This window comes from Pseudomonas sp. NFACC46-3 (genome assembly GCF_900114515.1).
Taxonomy (GTDB): Bacteria; Pseudomonadota; Gammaproteobacteria; order Pseudomonadales; family Pseudomonadaceae; genus Aquipseudomonas; species Aquipseudomonas fluorescens_Q.
The window spans coordinates 92,689-108,527 of sequence record NZ_FOTH01000012.1 but is presented as its reverse complement, the minus strand read 5'-3'; the positions used below and the strand labels follow the sequence as shown (position 1 = coordinate 108,527).

The following is a 15,839-nucleotide window of genomic DNA, read 5'->3' as shown; positions in this document are numbered from 1 at the left end:
GAGTTTTTTGCTCCCTTTTAGTGCAGTTCCCAGCACTCAGCTAGAAGCTAAAGCACTAAGCCGGTGCAGGATCAGCCGGACGATATTTGCTTCCGGATGAGCTGCCTGTCATTTCGAGAAAAAAAGGGTTGCACCCGGTTGCACCTCAATCATCCCGCAGCTAATCTTGCCGCCAGCTGATGCCACGCGATACGTGGTAAACATGAGGATAAAAATATGGCTACCACCACCCTTGGGGTCAAACTCGATGACCCGACCCGCGAACGCCTCAAGGCGGCCGCAACCTCGATTGATCGCACGCCGCACTGGCTGATCAAGCAGGCAATTTTCAATTACCTGGAAAAACTCGAGGGTGGTGCAACCCTGACCGAGCTGAACGGTTCACCTCGCACCGACAGCGACGATGCTGGCGATGTGCAAATCGACCATGCTCACCAATGCTTCCTCGAATTTGCCGAGAGCATCCTGCCGCAATCGGTCCTGCGCGCCTCCATCACGGCCGCTTACCGTCGCCCAGAGCCGGAAGTGGTGCCGATGCTGATCGAACAGGCCCGCCTGCCGGCACAAATGGCCGAAGCCACCAACAAACTGGCGGCTTCGATTGCTGAAAAACTGCGCAACCAGAAAAGTGCCGGCGGCCGTGCCGGTATCGTTCAGGGTTTGCTGCAGGAATTTTCCCTGTCGTCCCAGGAAGGCGTAGCACTGATGTGCCTGGCCGAGGCGCTGCTGCGCATCCCGGACAAAGGCACCCGTGACGCCCTGATCCGCGACAAGATCAGCACCGGCAACTGGCAGCCACACTTGGGCAACAGCCCGTCGCTGTTCGTCAACGCCGCCACGTGGGGCCTGCTGCTGACTGGCAAGCTGGTCGCTACCCATAACGAAGCAGGCCTGACCTCTTCCCTGAGCCGCATCATCGGCAAGAGCGGCGAGCCGATGATCCGCAAGGGCGTCGACATGGCCATGCGCCTGATGGGCGAGCAGTTCGTCACCGGCGAAACCATCGCCGAGGCCCTGGCCAACGCCAGCAAGTTCGAAACCAAAGGCTTCCGCTATTCCTACGACATGCTGGGTGAAGCCGCACTCACCGAACACGATGCGCAGAAGTACCTGGCCTCGTACGAACAAGCCATCCACTCGATCGGCAAAGCGTCCCACGGTCGTGGGATTTATGAAGGCCCAGGCATTTCCATCAAGCTGTCCGCCCTGCACCCACGTTACAGCCGCGCCCAGTACGAGCGCGTCATGGACGAGCTGTACCCACGCCTGCTGTCGCTGACCCTGCTGGCCAAGCAATACGACATCGGCCTGAACATCGACGCCGAAGAGGCCGACCGCCTCGAGCTGTCGCTGGATCTGCTCGAGCGCCTGTGCTTCGAGCCGCAATTGACCGGCTGGAACGGCATCGGCTTCGTGATCCAGGCCTACCAGAAGCGTTGCCCGTACGTGATCGACTATGTGATCGACCTGGCTCGTCGCAGCCGTCATCGCCTGATGATTCGCCTGGTAAAAGGCGCGTACTGGGACAGCGAAATCAAGCGCGCCCAGGTCGAAGGCCTGGAAGGCTATCCGGTCTATACCCGCAAGGTGTACACCGACGTGTCCTACATCGCCTGCGCCCGCAAACTGCTGTCGGTGCCCGAAGTCATCTACCCACAGTTCGCCACGCACAACGCCCATACCCTGGCAGCCATCTACCACATCGCCGGTCAGAACTATTACCCGGGCCAGTACGAATTCCAGTGCCTGCATGGCATGGGTGAACCCCTGTACGAACAGGTTGTAGGCAAGGTTTCCGAAGGCAAGCTGAACCGTCCGTGCCGTGTGTACGCTCCGGTCGGCACTCACGAAACACTGCTGGCGTACCTGGTACGTCGCCTGCTGGAAAACGGCGCGAACACTTCGTTCGTCAACCGTATCGCCGACCAGTCCATCTCGATTCAGGAGCTGGTGGCCGATCCAGTGGCCAGCATCGAGCAGATGGCGACGCTGGAAGGCGGTTTCGGCCTGCCGCACCCGCGCATCCCACTGCCGCGCGACCTGTATGGCAGCGACCGCGCCAACTCCAGCGGCATCGACCTGGCCAACGAACATCGTTTGGCGTCGCTGTCCTGCGCCCTGCTTGCCACTGCCCATAACGATTGGAAAGCCGTGCCGATGCTCGGCTGCGCCGCCAGCGAAGAAACCCCGGCCCCGGTACTGAACCCGTCCGATCACCGCGACGTGGTGGGCCATGTGCAGGAAGCCACGGTCGCCGATGTCGACAACGCCATCCAGTGCGCCCTCAACGCCGCACCGATCTGGCAAGCCACGCCGCCAGCCGAGCGCGCCGCGATCCTCGAACGTGCCGCCGACCTGATGGAAGGCGAGATCCAGCCGCTGATGGGCCTGCTGGCCCGCGAAGCCGGCAAGACCTTCGCCAACGCCATCGCCGAAGTGCGTGAAGCCGTGGATTTCCTGCGCTACTACGCGGTGCAGGCGCGCAACGATTTCACCAACGATGCCCACCGCCCACTGGGTCCGGTGGTCTGCATCAGCCCGTGGAACTTCCCGCTGGCGATTTTCAGCGGCCAGGTCGCCGCCGCCCTGGCCGCCGGTAACCCGGTATTGGCCAAGCCCGCCGAGCAGACGCCATTGGTGGCTGCCCAGGCGGTGCGCCTGATGCTCGAAGCCGGCATTCCGGAAGGCGTGCTGCAATTGCTGCCGGGGCGCGGCGAAACCGTCGGTGCCCGCCTGGTGGGTGACGAGCGGGTCAAGGGCGTGATGTTCACCGGCTCCACCGAGGTCGCTCGCCTGCTGCAACGCAACATCGCCGGGCGCCTGGACAACCAGGGCCGTCCGATCCCGCTGATCGCCGAAACCGGCGGCCAGAACGCCATGATCGTCGACTCCTCGGCGCTCACCGAACAAGTGGTCATCGACGTGGTGTCGTCGGCCTTCGACAGTGCCGGCCAGCGTTGTTCGGCCCTGCGGGTCCTGTGCTTGCAGGAAGATTCCGCCGACCGCGTCATCGAAATGCTCAAGGGCGCCATGGCCGAATCGCGCCTCGGCAACCCTGAGCGCCTGTCGGTGGACATCGGCCCGGTGATCGACGCCGAAGCCAAGGCTGGCATCGAGAAACACATCCAGGCCATGCGCGATAAAGGTCGCACCGTGTACCAGATGGCAATCGCCGACAGTGACGAGTGCAAGCGCGGCACCTTCGTGATGCCAACCCTGATCGAGCTGGAAAGCTTCGACGAGCTGCAACGCGAGATCTTCGGTCCGGTGCTGCACGTGGTGCGCTACAAGCGCAAGGAGCTGGACCAGTTGATCAACCAGATCAACGCCTCCGGCTATGGCCTGACCCTGGGCGTGCACACGCGCATCGACGAGACCATCGCCAAGGTCATCGACAATGTCCATGCCGGTAACGTCTACGTGAACCGCAACATTGTCGGCGCGGTGGTCGGCGTGCAGCCGTTTGGCGGCGAAGGCCTGTCGGGCACCGGTCCCAAGGCCGGTGGTCCGCTGTACCTGTACCGCCTGTTGTCGACACGTCCTACCGATGCGATCCAGCAATCCTTCGCCCGTGGTGATGCCCTCACCGCGCCGGACCTGCGTTTGCGCGACGCCATGAGCAAACCGCTGACCGCCCTGCAAGCCTGGGCCGACAGCCAGAAGCTCGCCGAGCTGAGCGCCCTGTGCGTGCAGTTCGCGGCTCAATCGCAAAGCGGTATTACCCGGACTCTGACCGGGCCGACCGGCGAACGCAACAGCTACGCCATCCTGCCGCGCGAGCACGTGTTGTGCCTGGCCGACGTGGAAGGCGACCTGCTGACGCAACTGGCGGCCGTACTGGCCGTGGGCGGCTCGGCCGTGTGGCCGGAAACCGACACCAGCAAGGCCTTGTTCGCCCGCTTGCCGAAAGAGATTCAGGCGCGCATCCAGCGGGTGGCCGACTGGACCAAGGACGAGGTGCTGTTCGACGCAGTCCTGCACCACGGCGATTCGGATCAACTGCGCAGCGTTTGCCAGCAAGTGGCCAAGCGTGCCGGTGCCATCGTCGGGGTACATGGTTTGTCCCAGGGCGAGACCAGCGTGGCGCTGGAGCGTCTGGTGATCGAGCGAGCCTTGAGCGTCAACACCGCGGCCGCGGGTGGTAACGCCAGCTTGATGACTATCGGCTGAAAGCAGCTGCGAGCGGCAAGCTACAAGCGGCAAGTAAAAGCAGATGCTTTTGCTTCAGCTTGCAGCTTGCAGCTTGTGCTGCTCTATCACCCCCATCAATCATCCTGTTCAGCCTTTATCAGCACGCCTAGACTCGGCCCATCCCAAAAAAGGTAAGCCGCCATGTCCGAGACGCTGCTCAGTTCCCGCAATCTGGCTTTCGAGCTGTATGAAGTCCTCGATGCCGAGGGCCTGACCCAGCGCGAGCGGTTCGCCGAACACAATCGCGAAACCTTCGACGCGGCCATCGATACGGCCCGCAGCATCGCCGAGAAATTTTTCGCCCCTCACAATCGCAAGAACGATGAAAACGAACCGCGCTACGAGAACGGCGAGGCGATTCTGATTCCCGAGGTGAAACCGGCGGTGGATGCCTTCCTCGAGGCGGGCTTTCTCAACGCCGCACGCAGTTTCGAGGCAGGCGGCATGCAACTGCCGACGTTGCTGTCCCAGGCCTGCTTCGCGCACTTCCAGTCGGCCAACGCCGCTTCGACCTCTTATCCGTTCCTGACCATGGGCGCGGCGAACCTGATCGAAAGCTTCGGCAGCGAAGAGCAGAAAAGACGCTTCCTGCAACCGATGATCGACGGTCGTTTCTTCGGCACCATGGCCCTGACCGAACCCCACGCTGGCTCCTCGCTGGCGGACATTCGTACACGTGCGGAGCCGGCGTCCGACGGCAGCTATCGAGTCAAAGGCAACAAAATCTTCATCTCCGGTGGCGATCATCCGCTGTCGGAAAACATCGTGCACATGGTCCTGGCGAAATTGCCGGACGCCCCGCCGGGCGTGAAGGGCATTTCGCTGTTTATCGTGCCCAAGTTCTTGGTCAACGATGACGGCAGCCTCGGCCAGCGTAACGACGTGCTGTTGGCCGGGCTGTTCCACAAGATGGGCTGGCGCGGCACCACCTCCACCGCGCTGAACTTCGGCGACAACGGCGCGTGTGTCGGTTACCTCGTAGGTAAACCGCACCACGGCCTGAGCTACATGTTCCAGATGATGAACGAGGCGCGGATCGGCGTCGGCATGGGCGCTGTAATGCTGGGTTACGCCGGCTACTTGTATTCCCTGGAATACGCTCGCGAACGCCCACAGGGCCGGGTGCCCGACAGCAAGGACCCGACCACCGCCCCGGTGGCGATCATCCAGCACGCCGACGTGCGCCGCATGCTGCTGACCCAGAAGGCCTACGTTGAAGGTTCGTTTGACCTGGGCCTGTACGCGGCGCGCTTGTTCGACGACACCACCACCCTGGAAAGCGAAGCCGAGCGCAGACGCGCCCATGAGCTGCTGGACCTGCTGACCCCGATCGTCAAATCCTGGCCCTCTGAGTTCTGCCTGAAGGCCAACGAGCTGGCGATCCAGATTCTGGGGGGCCACGGCTACACCCGCGAATACCCAGTGGAGCAGTATTACCGCGACAACCGCCTGAACCCCATCCATGAAGGCACCCACGGCATCCAGTCCCTGGACCTGCTGGGGCGAAAACTGGCGCAGAACGGCGGTGCCGGGCTCAAGCAACTGGTCCGCCTGGTGGCCGACACCACCGAACGCGCCCAGGCGCACCCATCGTTAACGCCGTTGCGCCAACCACTGGAAGCCCTCGTGGCACGCCTGCAAACCGTCACCCTCGGACTGCTGACGGACCTGGCCCAGGGCAAGGTGAACAGCAGCCTGGCCAACTCGGCCCTGTACCTCAAGGTGTTTGGCCATATGGTGATTGGCTGGCGCTGGCTGGAACAGGCGATCCGTGCCGAGGAGGGCCTGGCCAAGGGGAATACCGCGGACAGCGACTTCTATAAAGGCAAGCTGCAAGCGGCGCGCTACTTCCTGACCTGGGAAGTGCCGGGTTGTCATCATGAGCTGGCGATTCTCGAAGCGCGGGATGATACGTGCCTGGGGATGCGGGATGAGTGGTTCTGACCCAGCGTGGTGCGGCAGACATCCAATCGCGAGCAGGCTCGCTTCCACAAGGGGTTCCAAGTGGACGCGACATCTGCGTTCACCACCGATCCATTGTGGGAGCGAGCTTGCTCGCCATAGCAGTGTTTCAGCCAACACACAGGTAGCTGGGCTGACGCCATCGCGAGCAAGCTCGCTCCCACACAAGCCCCACAGTCAACATTCGCTAACCGGTTCAGGCCTGCTGGATCGTCTTGGCAATCACATCGACCGTGGCGCTGACTTGCTCTTGGTAACGGTCGAGTTCCGCTTGATGTTGCTTCTGCATTTCCATCTGCTGCGAACACAGGTTCATGGCCGCCAGCACCAGCAGGCGATCACCGATCAGCGTCGGGTACTTCCTTTTCGTATCGGCCAGTGCGGCCTTGAGCATCGAAGCGGCGTCCAACAGGGCCTGTTCCTGCCCGGCCGGCGCTTTGATTGAATAGTCTTCTCCCAGGATCGAGATGACTGTCACCCCATCGGCGCCGTGCTTCATGCGCTGACAGGACCGGCGCTGGCGCGCTCGATCAGGGCCTGGATGCGGGCGGCGGTGGTGCCGTGCAGTTCTTCCTGTTCCATCAGGCTCAGTTGCAGGCTTTCGTTTTCATCCTTGGCCTTGGCAAGCTCGGTGTTCAGGGTTTCGTTCAGGCCGGTGAGGTGACGGTTCTGTTGCACCAGGTCATTGACCAGTTGCTCCAGTTGGCTGAGGGATGTTTCCAACATGTTGATTTCCAGGCTTTTTCAAGGGGCGCGTACGATAAGGAAAAGTCCTGGTCGATGCCACGCTTTATTCAGGCCAAGCCTGTGTCGGCGAAGCGACTAGACTCTCCTGGTGAGCCTTAAAGACTATGGACAGACTATCTGGTTCCTGCATTTCGTCGCCCCGAGGCCGCCCAAGCGCACACATCTCTCAAGACTCCAGCCGCTGTCCCGATAGCTTTAAGTAAGTCCTCCAACCCAGCACGAACGTGCACCTGTCTGGTACTTTGTCATGTCGTTACGCAATATAAACATCGCGCCGCGGGCGTTCCTGGGGTTCGCCATGATTGGCGCCCTGATGCTGGTTCTCGGGGTGTTTGCCCTCAACCAGATGAGCAAAATTCGCGAAGCCGGCGAGAGCGTGGTTGCCAACAGTGTGCCTAGCATCAAGGCCCTGAACGACCTGACCCAACTCACCCTGCGCCTGCGGGTGCTGTCCTATCGCCTGCTGAGCAGCCGCGAACCAGACCTCCAGAAAAAAACCCTCGAACAATTTGACCAGCGCAGCCAGCAGATCAGCGTAGTCCAGGCTGAGTACGAAAAACTCATCGCCGCCGCCGATGAACGCGCCGCCTACAATCAGTACGTTCAATTGCTGAGCCAATACCGTCAACTCGAAGACCGTATGAAAACCCTGTCGCGCAACAACCAGGTCGACGAACTGAAGGTGCTGCTGAACACTGAACTGCTGAGTAATTCCGAAGCGATCAACACGGCGCTCGACCGTCTCCTGCAGATCAATAATCTACAGGCCGAAGGGTATAACAAGCAGGCGGTCGATCAGTACGGCTCGGCCTTCAACATGGTGGTGGTCCTGCTGGTGGTTGCCACCGGCCTGACCCTGCTGTTCGCCTGGCTCCTGACCAACAGCATCACCAAGCCGATTGCCAACGCCCTGGATGCGGCTGAAGAAATCGCCAAGGGCAACCTGACTCGACCGATTGTCGTCGATGGCAGCGACGAAGCCGGTCGCCTGCTGCGGGCAATGTCGACCATGCAGGAAAAACTGCGCGACACCTTGCAGCGGATTTCCGGCTCGGCCACACAACTGGCCTCCGCCGCCGAAGAACTCAACAGTGTCACCGATGAAAGCGCCCGTGGCCTGACCCAGCAGAACAACGAAATCGAACAGGCCGCCACCGCCGTCAACGAAATGACCAGCGCCGTGGAAGAAGTCGCGCGCAATGCAGTGAGCACCTCCGAAGCATCGAAAAACGCCACCACCTCCGCAGGCGACGGTCGCGACCTGGTGCAGGAAACCGTCAGCGCCATCGAACGCATGAGCGCCGATGTGCAAAGCACCGCGGCGTTGATCGGCAACCTGGCCGATGAGTCCCGTGACATCGGCAAGGTGCTGGATGTGATCCGTGGCCTGGCCGACCAGACCAACCTGCTGGCCCTGAACGCCGCCATCGAAGCCGCCCGTGCCGGTGAGGCCGGTCGTGGTTTTGCCGTGGTGGCCGACGAAGTCCGCGCCCTGGCCCATCGCACCCAGCAGTCGACCAGCGAGATCGAACGCATGATCGGCAGCATCCAGAGCGGCACTGAACACGCCGTGGATTCGATGCGCAACAGCACCGAGCGCGCCGAGTCGACGCTGAACATCGCCCGCGGCGCCGGCATGTCCCTGGACACCATCAACACCGCCATCGTCGAGATCAATGAACGCAACCTGGTGATTGCCAGCGCCGCCGAAGAGCAGGCCCAAGTGGCCCGTGAAGTGGACCGCAACCTGGTGAACATCCGCGACCTGTCGGTGCAATCGGCCACCGGCGCCAACCAGACCAGCGCCGCCAGTGCCGAACTGTCGCGCCTGGCCGTGGACTTGAACAACATGGTTGGGCGGTTCAGCCTTTAAGACTCAACCTACCTCTGTGGCGAGAACTTCCTGTGGCGAGGGGATTTATCCCCGATCGAGTGCGAAGCGCTCGCTATCGATCTATATGGCGGCAAAGTTCTCGGGGCTGCTTCGCAGCCCAACGGGGATAAATCCCCTCGCCACAAGGGCTGTGCCCAGCCCCCCCAGCCCAAACCTTTTTTGACAGCATCACATTTCAACAGGTTAGAATCGCTGGCACGCAGACTGCATGGTCAGTCTGCGCCCGCCCTTAGCTTTTCCGGAGTACTGCCTTTGACTGCTACGACCATCAACAGCCTGTTCTTGATCGGCGCGTTGCTGGTAGGTGCGAGCATCCTGGTCAGTTCCCTTTCGTCCCGCCTGGGCATCCCGATCCTGGTGATCATCCTGGCCGTGGGCATGGTGGCCGGTGTCGACGGCGCCGGTATTCTTTTCGATAACTACGCCACGGCTTATCTGGTCGGCAACCTCGCCTTGGCCGTCATCCTGCTGGACGGCGGCTTGCGCACGCGGGTCTCGAGTTTCCGCGTCGCACTGTGGCCGGCGTTGTCGCTAGCCACGGTCGGTGTGTTGATCACCACCGGGCTGACCGGCCTGGCGGCGGCGTGGCTGTTCAACCTGAACCTGATCCAAGGCCTGCTGATCGGCGCCATCGTCGGCTCGACCGATGCCGCGGCGGTGTTCTCGCTGCTGGGCGGCAAGGGCCTGAACGAACGGGTCAGCGCCACCCTCGAGATCGAGTCTGGCAGCAACGACCCCATGGCAGTATTCCTGACCGTGACCCTGATCGGCATGCTCGCCAGTGGCGAAACCGGCCTGCATTGGAGCCTGCTGGGGCATCTGGTGCGCGAGTTTGGTATCGGCGCGGTGCTTGGCCTGGGCGGTGGCTGGCTGATGTTGCAACTGGTCAATCGCATCAATCTGGCCAACGGCCTGTACCCGATCCTGGTCATCAGCGGCGGCCTGGCGGTATTCGCCTTGACCAACGCCCTGCACGGCAGCGGCTTCCTCGCGGTCTACCTGTGCGGCCTGGTGATCGGCAACCGTCCGGTGCGCAGCCGCCACGGCATCCTGCACATGCTCGATGGCATGGCCTGGCTGGCACAGATCGGCATGTTCCTGGTGCTAGGGCTGCTGGTCACGCCTCATGACCTGCTGCCCATCGCCCTGCCCGCCCTGGGCCTGGCGCTGTGGATGATTCTGTTTGCACGGCCCCTTTCGGTCATGGTGGGCCTGTTGCCATTCAAGGCATTCCACGGTCGCGAAAAAGCTTTTATCTCCTGGGTCGGCCTGCGCGGCGCGGTGCCAATCATCCTCGCGGTGTTCCCGTTGATGGCCGGCCTGCCTCACGCCCAGCTCTATTTCAACCTGGCGTTCTTTATCGTGCTGGTCTCGCTGCTGGTGCAGGGCACGAGCCTGCCGTGGGTCGCCAAGCTGCTGCACGTGACCGTCCCACCCGAGCCCCTGCCGATTTCCCGGGCCGCGCTGGAAGTGCACGTCACCAGCGAGTGGGAGTTGTTCATCTATCGCCTGGGCGCTGAAAAATGGTGCATCGGCTCCCCCCTGCGGGACCTGAAAATGCCCGATGGCACCCGCATCGCGGCACTGTTTCGTGGCCAGCAACTGCTCCATCCGTCGGGCAGTACGGTGCTGGAAGTCGGTGATTTGCTGTGTGTTATCGGCCATGAACACGACTTGCCAGCCCTTGGAAAACTGTTCAGCCAAGCGCCGCAGCGGGGCCTGGATCTGCGTTTCTTCGGCGACTTCGTACTCGAAGGAGACGCCCAGCTGGCCGCGGTTGCGGCGTTGTACGGGTTGCAACTGGACGGCATCGATCCAGACATGTCCCTGGGGCGCTTCATCGCTCAGAAAGTCGGTGGCGCGCCGGTGGTCGGCGACCAGGTGGAATGGAATAACACCCTGTGGACCGTCGCGGTCATGGACGGGAACAAGATAGGCAAAGTGGGCGTCAGATTCCCCGAAGGAAGTCGCCCGGGTCCCGGCTTGTTCCTCTAAACTGCTCCCACTCTCACTTGCTTGACCGGTCTCTATGCCTACCCTGCGCTCCTTTATCACCATCGCCCTGCTGGGCCTGAGTCTTTCCATCTGCACGCTGCAAGCCGCTGAACCGCTGACCAGCGCCTCGGTAGAAGCCAGCCTGGACAAAATCGCCGACCGCAAACTGCCGGAAGCCGAGCAGAAGGCCTTGCAGGCGGTGCTGCAAAACACCCTGACCCAGCTCAACAACAAGGCCGACTACGAACAGAAGCTGCTCGCCCTCAAGCAGCAATTGGCTACCGCCCCCAAGCAGAACATCGAAAACCAGCGCGAACTGGCGCGGCTCAAAGGCACCGCGGTGGTGCCGGTGGCGCAACGCTACGCCAACCTGCCGATTCCCCAGCTCGAGCAAATGCTCACGGATCGCTCCACCCAGCAGGGCGATCTGCAAAAAGCCCTGGCCGATGCCAACAGCTTGATCATCACCGCCCAGACCCGTCCCGAGCGGGCCCAGGCGGAAATTTCCAGCAGCCAGACCCGCATCCAGCAGATCAACGCCATCCTCAAGGCCGGCCGGGATGCCGGCAAGACCCTGAGTGGCGAGCAACGCGACCAGCTCACCGCCGAGCTGGCGGCCCTCAATGCGCTGATTCCGCTGCGCCGCCAGGAACTGGCCGGCAACAGCCAACTGCAGGATCTGGGCAACGGCCAGCACGACTTGCTGATGGAAAAAATCGCCCGCACGGAGCAGGAAATCCAGGACCTGCAAAACCTGATCAACCAGAAGCGCCTGGCCCAGTCCCAGGAGACGGTGACCCAGCAATCCATCGAAGCCCAGAAGGCCGGTGGCAGCAGCTTGCTGGCGACCGAGAGCGCGGCCAACCTGAAGCTCTCCGACTACCTGCTCAAAAGCACCGACCGCCTCAACGAGGTCACCCAACAGAACCTGCAGACCAAGCAACTGCTGGACAGCGTGACCCAGACCGACGCGGCACTGGACGAGCAGATCAGCGTGCTCAAGGGCAGCCTGCTGCTCTCCAAGATTCTCTACAAGCAGCGCCAGACCTTGCCACGCCTCAAGCTGGACCAGAACCTGGCCGACCAGATCGCCGACATCCGCCTGTACCAGTTCGAAGTCAGCCAGCAACGTGAACTGCTGAACAACCCCAGCGCCTACGTCGACAGCCTGCTGGCCTCCCAGCCCTCGGAACAAGTCACCCCGCAACTGCGCAAGACCTTGCTGGAACTGGCCCTGACCCGTGTCGACCTGCTGGAACGGCTGAACCGTGAGTTGAGCGCAGTGCTCAACGAATCGATCACCTTGCAGCTCAACCAGAAACAGCTGCTCAGCACCGCCCAGAACCTGCGGGCGACCCTCGAAGAGCAGATGTTCTGGATTCCCAGCAACAAACCGCTGGATTTCGAATGGATGCGTGCGGTGCCGACGCGCCTGGAAAAACAGATCGACTCGCTGCCCTGGGCTTCGAGCCTCAGTGAACTGGCCGATGGCCTGACCCAGCGGCCACTGCTGTTCCTGCCCCTGGCGCTGCTGATCGGGGCGTTGCTGTGGCGGCGCAAGAATCTCTATGCTCGCCTGAACAAGGTTCACCAGGACGTCGGTCACTTCAAGCGCGACAGCCAGTGGCACACCCCCCAGGCGATCCTGATCAATATCCTGCTGGCGATGCCGGTGGCCCTGGCACTGACCCTCTGCGGCTACGCCTTGCAGATCGACGCCCGCGGCCAGAACGCCAACCTCGGTGCGGCGCTGCTGCAGATCGGCCAGGCCTGGCTGGTGTTCTACACGGCCTATCGCGTGCTGGCCCCCGGCGGCGTGGCCGAGTTGCATTTCCGCTGGGAGAAACCCCAGGTCGAATTCCTCCAGGGCTGGATTCGCCGGCTCGGGCTGGTGGTGCTGGCGTTGGTGGCTGTGGTGGCCGTGGCCGAGTTGCAACCCTCGACCCTGGCCGATGACGTGCTCGGCATGCCGGTAGTGCTGACCTGCTACGCGCTGATGGCGTGGTTACTCAGCCGTCTGCTGCTGAGCAGCCCGACCCACAAGAACACTTCGTTGTTCCGCAAGGCGGTCGGGGTGCTGTTCACCGCGCTGCCGATCGCGCTGTTCGTGGCGGTGTGCTTCGGCTACTACTACACCGCGCTGAAACTCAGCGATCGATTGATCAACACCCTGTACCTGCTGATGTTCTGGCTGGTGATCGAGGCCACCTTCGTCCGTGGCCTGTCGGTCGCGGCGCGGCGCCTGGCCTACCAGCGCGCGCTGGCCAAGCGTCAGGCGGCCAAGGAGGCCGGCGACGGCGAAGCGGTGATCGAAGAGCCGACACTGGATATCGAGAAGGTCAACGAACAGTCCCTGCGCCTGATCCGCCTGGCCTTGCTGGGCGGCTTCATCGCCGCGCTGTACTGGGTCTGGTCGGACCTGATCAGCGTGTTCTCGTACCTGGACAACATCACCCTCTACGAATACACCAGCGGCACTGGCGCCAACATGAGCATGGTGCCCATCAGCATCGGCGACATGCTCGGCGCGCTGATCATCATCGGCATCACCTTCGCCCTGGCGCGCAACCTGCCGGGCCTGCTGGAAGTGTTCGTGCTGTCGAAGCTGAACCTGGCCCAGGGCAGCGCCTACGCCACCACTACGTTGCTGTCCTATGTGATCGCCGGTGTCGGTTTCGTCACCACCCTGTCCACCCTCGGCGTGAGCTGGGACAAACTGCAATGGCTGGTGGCCGCGCTGTCGGTGGGCCTGGGCTTCGGCATGCAGGAGATCTTCGCCAACTTCATCTCCGGGATCATGATCCTGTTCGAGCGCCCGGTGCGCATCGGCGACACCATCACCATCGGCAACCTGTCGGGCACGGTCAGCAAGATCCGCATCCGCGCGACCACCATCACCGACTTCGACCGCAAGGACATCATCGTCCCGAACAAGACCTTCATCACCGGGCAACTGATCAACTGGTCGCTGACCGACACCGTCACCCGGGTAACCCTGAAACTGGGCGTGGACTACGGCTCGGACCTGGACCGGGTGCGTGAGTTGCTGCTCAAGGCCGCACGCGACAACCCACGGGTGCTGAAGGAACCGGAGCCGATCGTGTACTTCCTGAACTTTGGTGAAAGCACTCTCGACCATGAGCTGCGCATGCACGTACGCGACCTCGGTGACCGCAACCCGGTACTGGACGAGATCAACCGCTTCATCAACCGTGAGTTCAAGAAGGAGCACATCAACATCTCCTTCCGGCAGATGGAAATCTATCTGAAGAACCTGCAAGGCCAGGAATACAAACTGGTGCCTGCCGAGCCCGACAAAAAGACCATCACGCCCGTGCCGTCGGCTGTCGCCAGCATCAAGCCGGTGCCTGAGCCGCCGCAAGGCACACTCGACTGATTGCGGGTTGCCTGCGGGCGTCCCGCCGGAGACGGCCATGAAAACACTGGAAACCCTGACCTTCGATAACCGTTTCGCCCGCCTGGGCGACGGTTTCTCGACCCACGTGCTGCCCGAGCCCATCGACAATCCACGGCTGGTGGTCGCCAGCCCGGCGGCCATGGCGTTGCTGGACCTGGACCCGGCAGAAGCCCAGGCACCGCTGTTCGCCGAGATCTTTGGCGGCCACAAGCTCTGGGCCGAAACCGAGCCACGGGCGATGGTGTATTCCGGGCATCAGTTCGGTCACTACAACCCACAACTGGGCGACGGTCGAGGATTGCTGCTGGGCGAGGTGTACAACGAGGCGGGCGAGCACTGGGACCTGCACCTCAAGGGTGCCGGCCAGACGCCGTTCTCACGGATGGGCGACGGGCGCGCGGTGCTGCGCTCCTCGATCCGCGAATTCCTCGCCTCCGAAGCCCTGCACGCGCTCGGTATCCCCACCACCCGGGCCTTGTGTGTGATCGGCTCGGACACCCCGGTGTGGCGGGAAAAGCAGGAACGCGCCGCCATGGTGCTGCGCCTGGCCCCCAGCCATGTGCGCTTCGGGCATTTCGAATATTTCTACTACACCAAGAAGCCCGAGCTGCACGCGGCCCTCGCCGAGCATGTGCTGAACCTGCACTTTGCCGAGTGCCGTGCACAACCGGAGCCGTACCTGTCGATGTTCCGCGAAATCGTCGAGCGCAACGCCGAGCTGATTGCCAAATGGCAGGCCTACGGTTTCTGCCATGGCGTGATGAACACCGACAACATGTCGATCCTGGGCATCACCTTCGACTTCGGGCCGTTCGCCTTCCTTGATGACTTCGACGCCAACTTCATCTGCAACCACTCTGATGACCAGGGCCGTTACTCGTTCAGCAACCAGGTGCCCATCGGCCAATGGAACCTCAGCGCCCTGGCCCAGGCCTTGACGCCGTTCATCAGCGTCGAAGCCCTGCGTGAGACCCTCGGTTTGTACTTGCCGCTGTACCAGGCCCACTACCTGGACCTGATGCGCCGCCGCCTCGGCCTGAGCCGAGCCGAAGAAGACGACCAGAAACTGCTGGAGCGCTTGCTGCAATTGATGCAGAACAGCGGCGTCGACTACAGCCTGTTCTTCCGCCGACTGGGCGACCAAGCTCCCGAGCAGGCCGTCGCGACCCTGCGCGATGACTTCGTCGACCTGAAGGGCTTCGATGCCTGGGGCCAATTGTATGTTGCCCGCGTCAACCGCGAAGGCCCCGTAGATCAAGACCAACGCCGCGCACGCATGCACGCCGTCAACCCGCTGTACGTGCTACGCAACTACCTGGCGCAGAAAGCCATCGACGCCGCCGAATCAGGCGACTACGACGAAGTGCGCCGCCTGCACACCGTGCTGAGCAAGCCGTTCGAAGAGCAACCGGGCATGGACAGCTACGCGCAACGTCCGCCGGAGTGGGGCAAGCACCTGGAGATCAGTTGCTCGTCGTAACGCGGCGCCACGGCTGAAAGAAACCACCCGCCCAACACATACCTGTCTGGATCGCAGAGATGACTACCCTGTGGCGAGGGGATTTATCCCCGCTGGGCTGCGCAGCAGCCCCAACACAGGCAACGCGGTGCAACAGATGAACCGCGTCAGCC

8 protein-coding genes and 1 pseudogene are annotated in these 15,839 nt (G+C 62.4%); 7 read left to right on the top strand and 2 right to left on the bottom strand.

The genetic code is table 11. From position 1 onward, the window contains the following. Nucleotides 1-216 precede the first annotated feature (216 nt). Both putA and BM300_RS14420 read left to right on the top strand, forming a co-directional pair. Nucleotides 217-4,170 (top strand): trifunctional transcriptional regulator/proline dehydrogenase/L-glutamate gamma-semialdehyde dehydrogenase, encoded by a 3,954-nt coding sequence (gene putA, locus BM300_RS14425; protein ID WP_092345489.1) that lies wholly within the window; start codon nucleotides 217-219, stop codon nucleotides 4,168-4,170. 162 nt (nucleotides 4,171-4,332) lie between these two features. Beyond that, entirely contained in the window at nucleotides 4,333-6,135 is a 1,803-nt protein-coding gene (locus BM300_RS14420; protein ID WP_092345487.1) for an acyl-CoA dehydrogenase, read from the top strand. Between the two features lie 214 nt (nucleotides 6,136-6,349). Here BM300_RS14420 and BM300_RS14415 read toward each other — a convergent pair whose 3' ends face one another. Next, nucleotides 6,350-6,652: a cell division protein ZapA gene (locus BM300_RS14415; protein WP_003197073.1), complete on the bottom strand. Its 303-nt coding sequence runs from the start codon at nucleotides 6,650-6,652 to the stop codon at nucleotides 6,350-6,352. Further along, complete coding sequence (locus tag BM300_RS14410) at nucleotides 6,649-6,879, bottom strand: hypothetical protein (RefSeq protein ID WP_063323244.1); 231 nt, start codon at nucleotides 6,877-6,879, stop codon at nucleotides 6,649-6,651. The genes BM300_RS14415 and BM300_RS14410 overlap by 4 nt, the downstream gene beginning before the upstream one ends. Before the next feature lie 268 nt (nucleotides 6,880-7,147). On the opposite strand from BM300_RS14410, the pseudogene BM300_RS31790 reads away from it, so the two are divergent. From BM300_RS31790 to selO, 5 genes and pseudogenes are all read left to right on the top strand, one after another. Continuing rightward, nucleotides 7,148-7,870 (top strand): annotated as a pseudogene (locus tag BM300_RS31790) (MCP four helix bundle domain-containing protein); the annotation flags it as partial. A gap of 30 nt (nucleotides 7,871-7,900) precedes the next feature. Next, the gene (locus tag BM300_RS31785; protein ID WP_371914213.1) at nucleotides 7,901-8,773 is read left to right on the top strand and encodes a methyl-accepting chemotaxis protein; all 873 of its coding nucleotides are present in this window, start codon (nucleotides 7,901-7,903) and stop codon (nucleotides 8,771-8,773) included. Between the two features lie 273 nt (nucleotides 8,774-9,046). After that, nucleotides 9,047-10,789, top strand: a complete 1,743-nt coding sequence (locus BM300_RS14400) for a potassium/proton antiporter (RefSeq protein WP_092146716.1) — start codon at nucleotides 9,047-9,049, stop codon at nucleotides 10,787-10,789. Nucleotides 10,790-10,823: 34 nt separating this feature from the next. Further along, nucleotides 10,824-14,186, top strand: a complete 3,363-nt coding sequence (gene mscK / locus BM300_RS14395; protein ID WP_092146718.1) for a mechanosensitive channel MscK — start codon at nucleotides 10,824-10,826, stop codon at nucleotides 14,184-14,186. A 37-nt stretch (nucleotides 14,187-14,223) separates the two neighbouring features. After that, entirely contained in the window at nucleotides 14,224-15,687 is a 1,464-nt protein-coding gene (selO, locus tag BM300_RS14390; protein ID WP_092345481.1) for a protein adenylyltransferase SelO, read from the top strand. Nucleotides 15,688-15,839 lie beyond the last annotated feature (152 nt).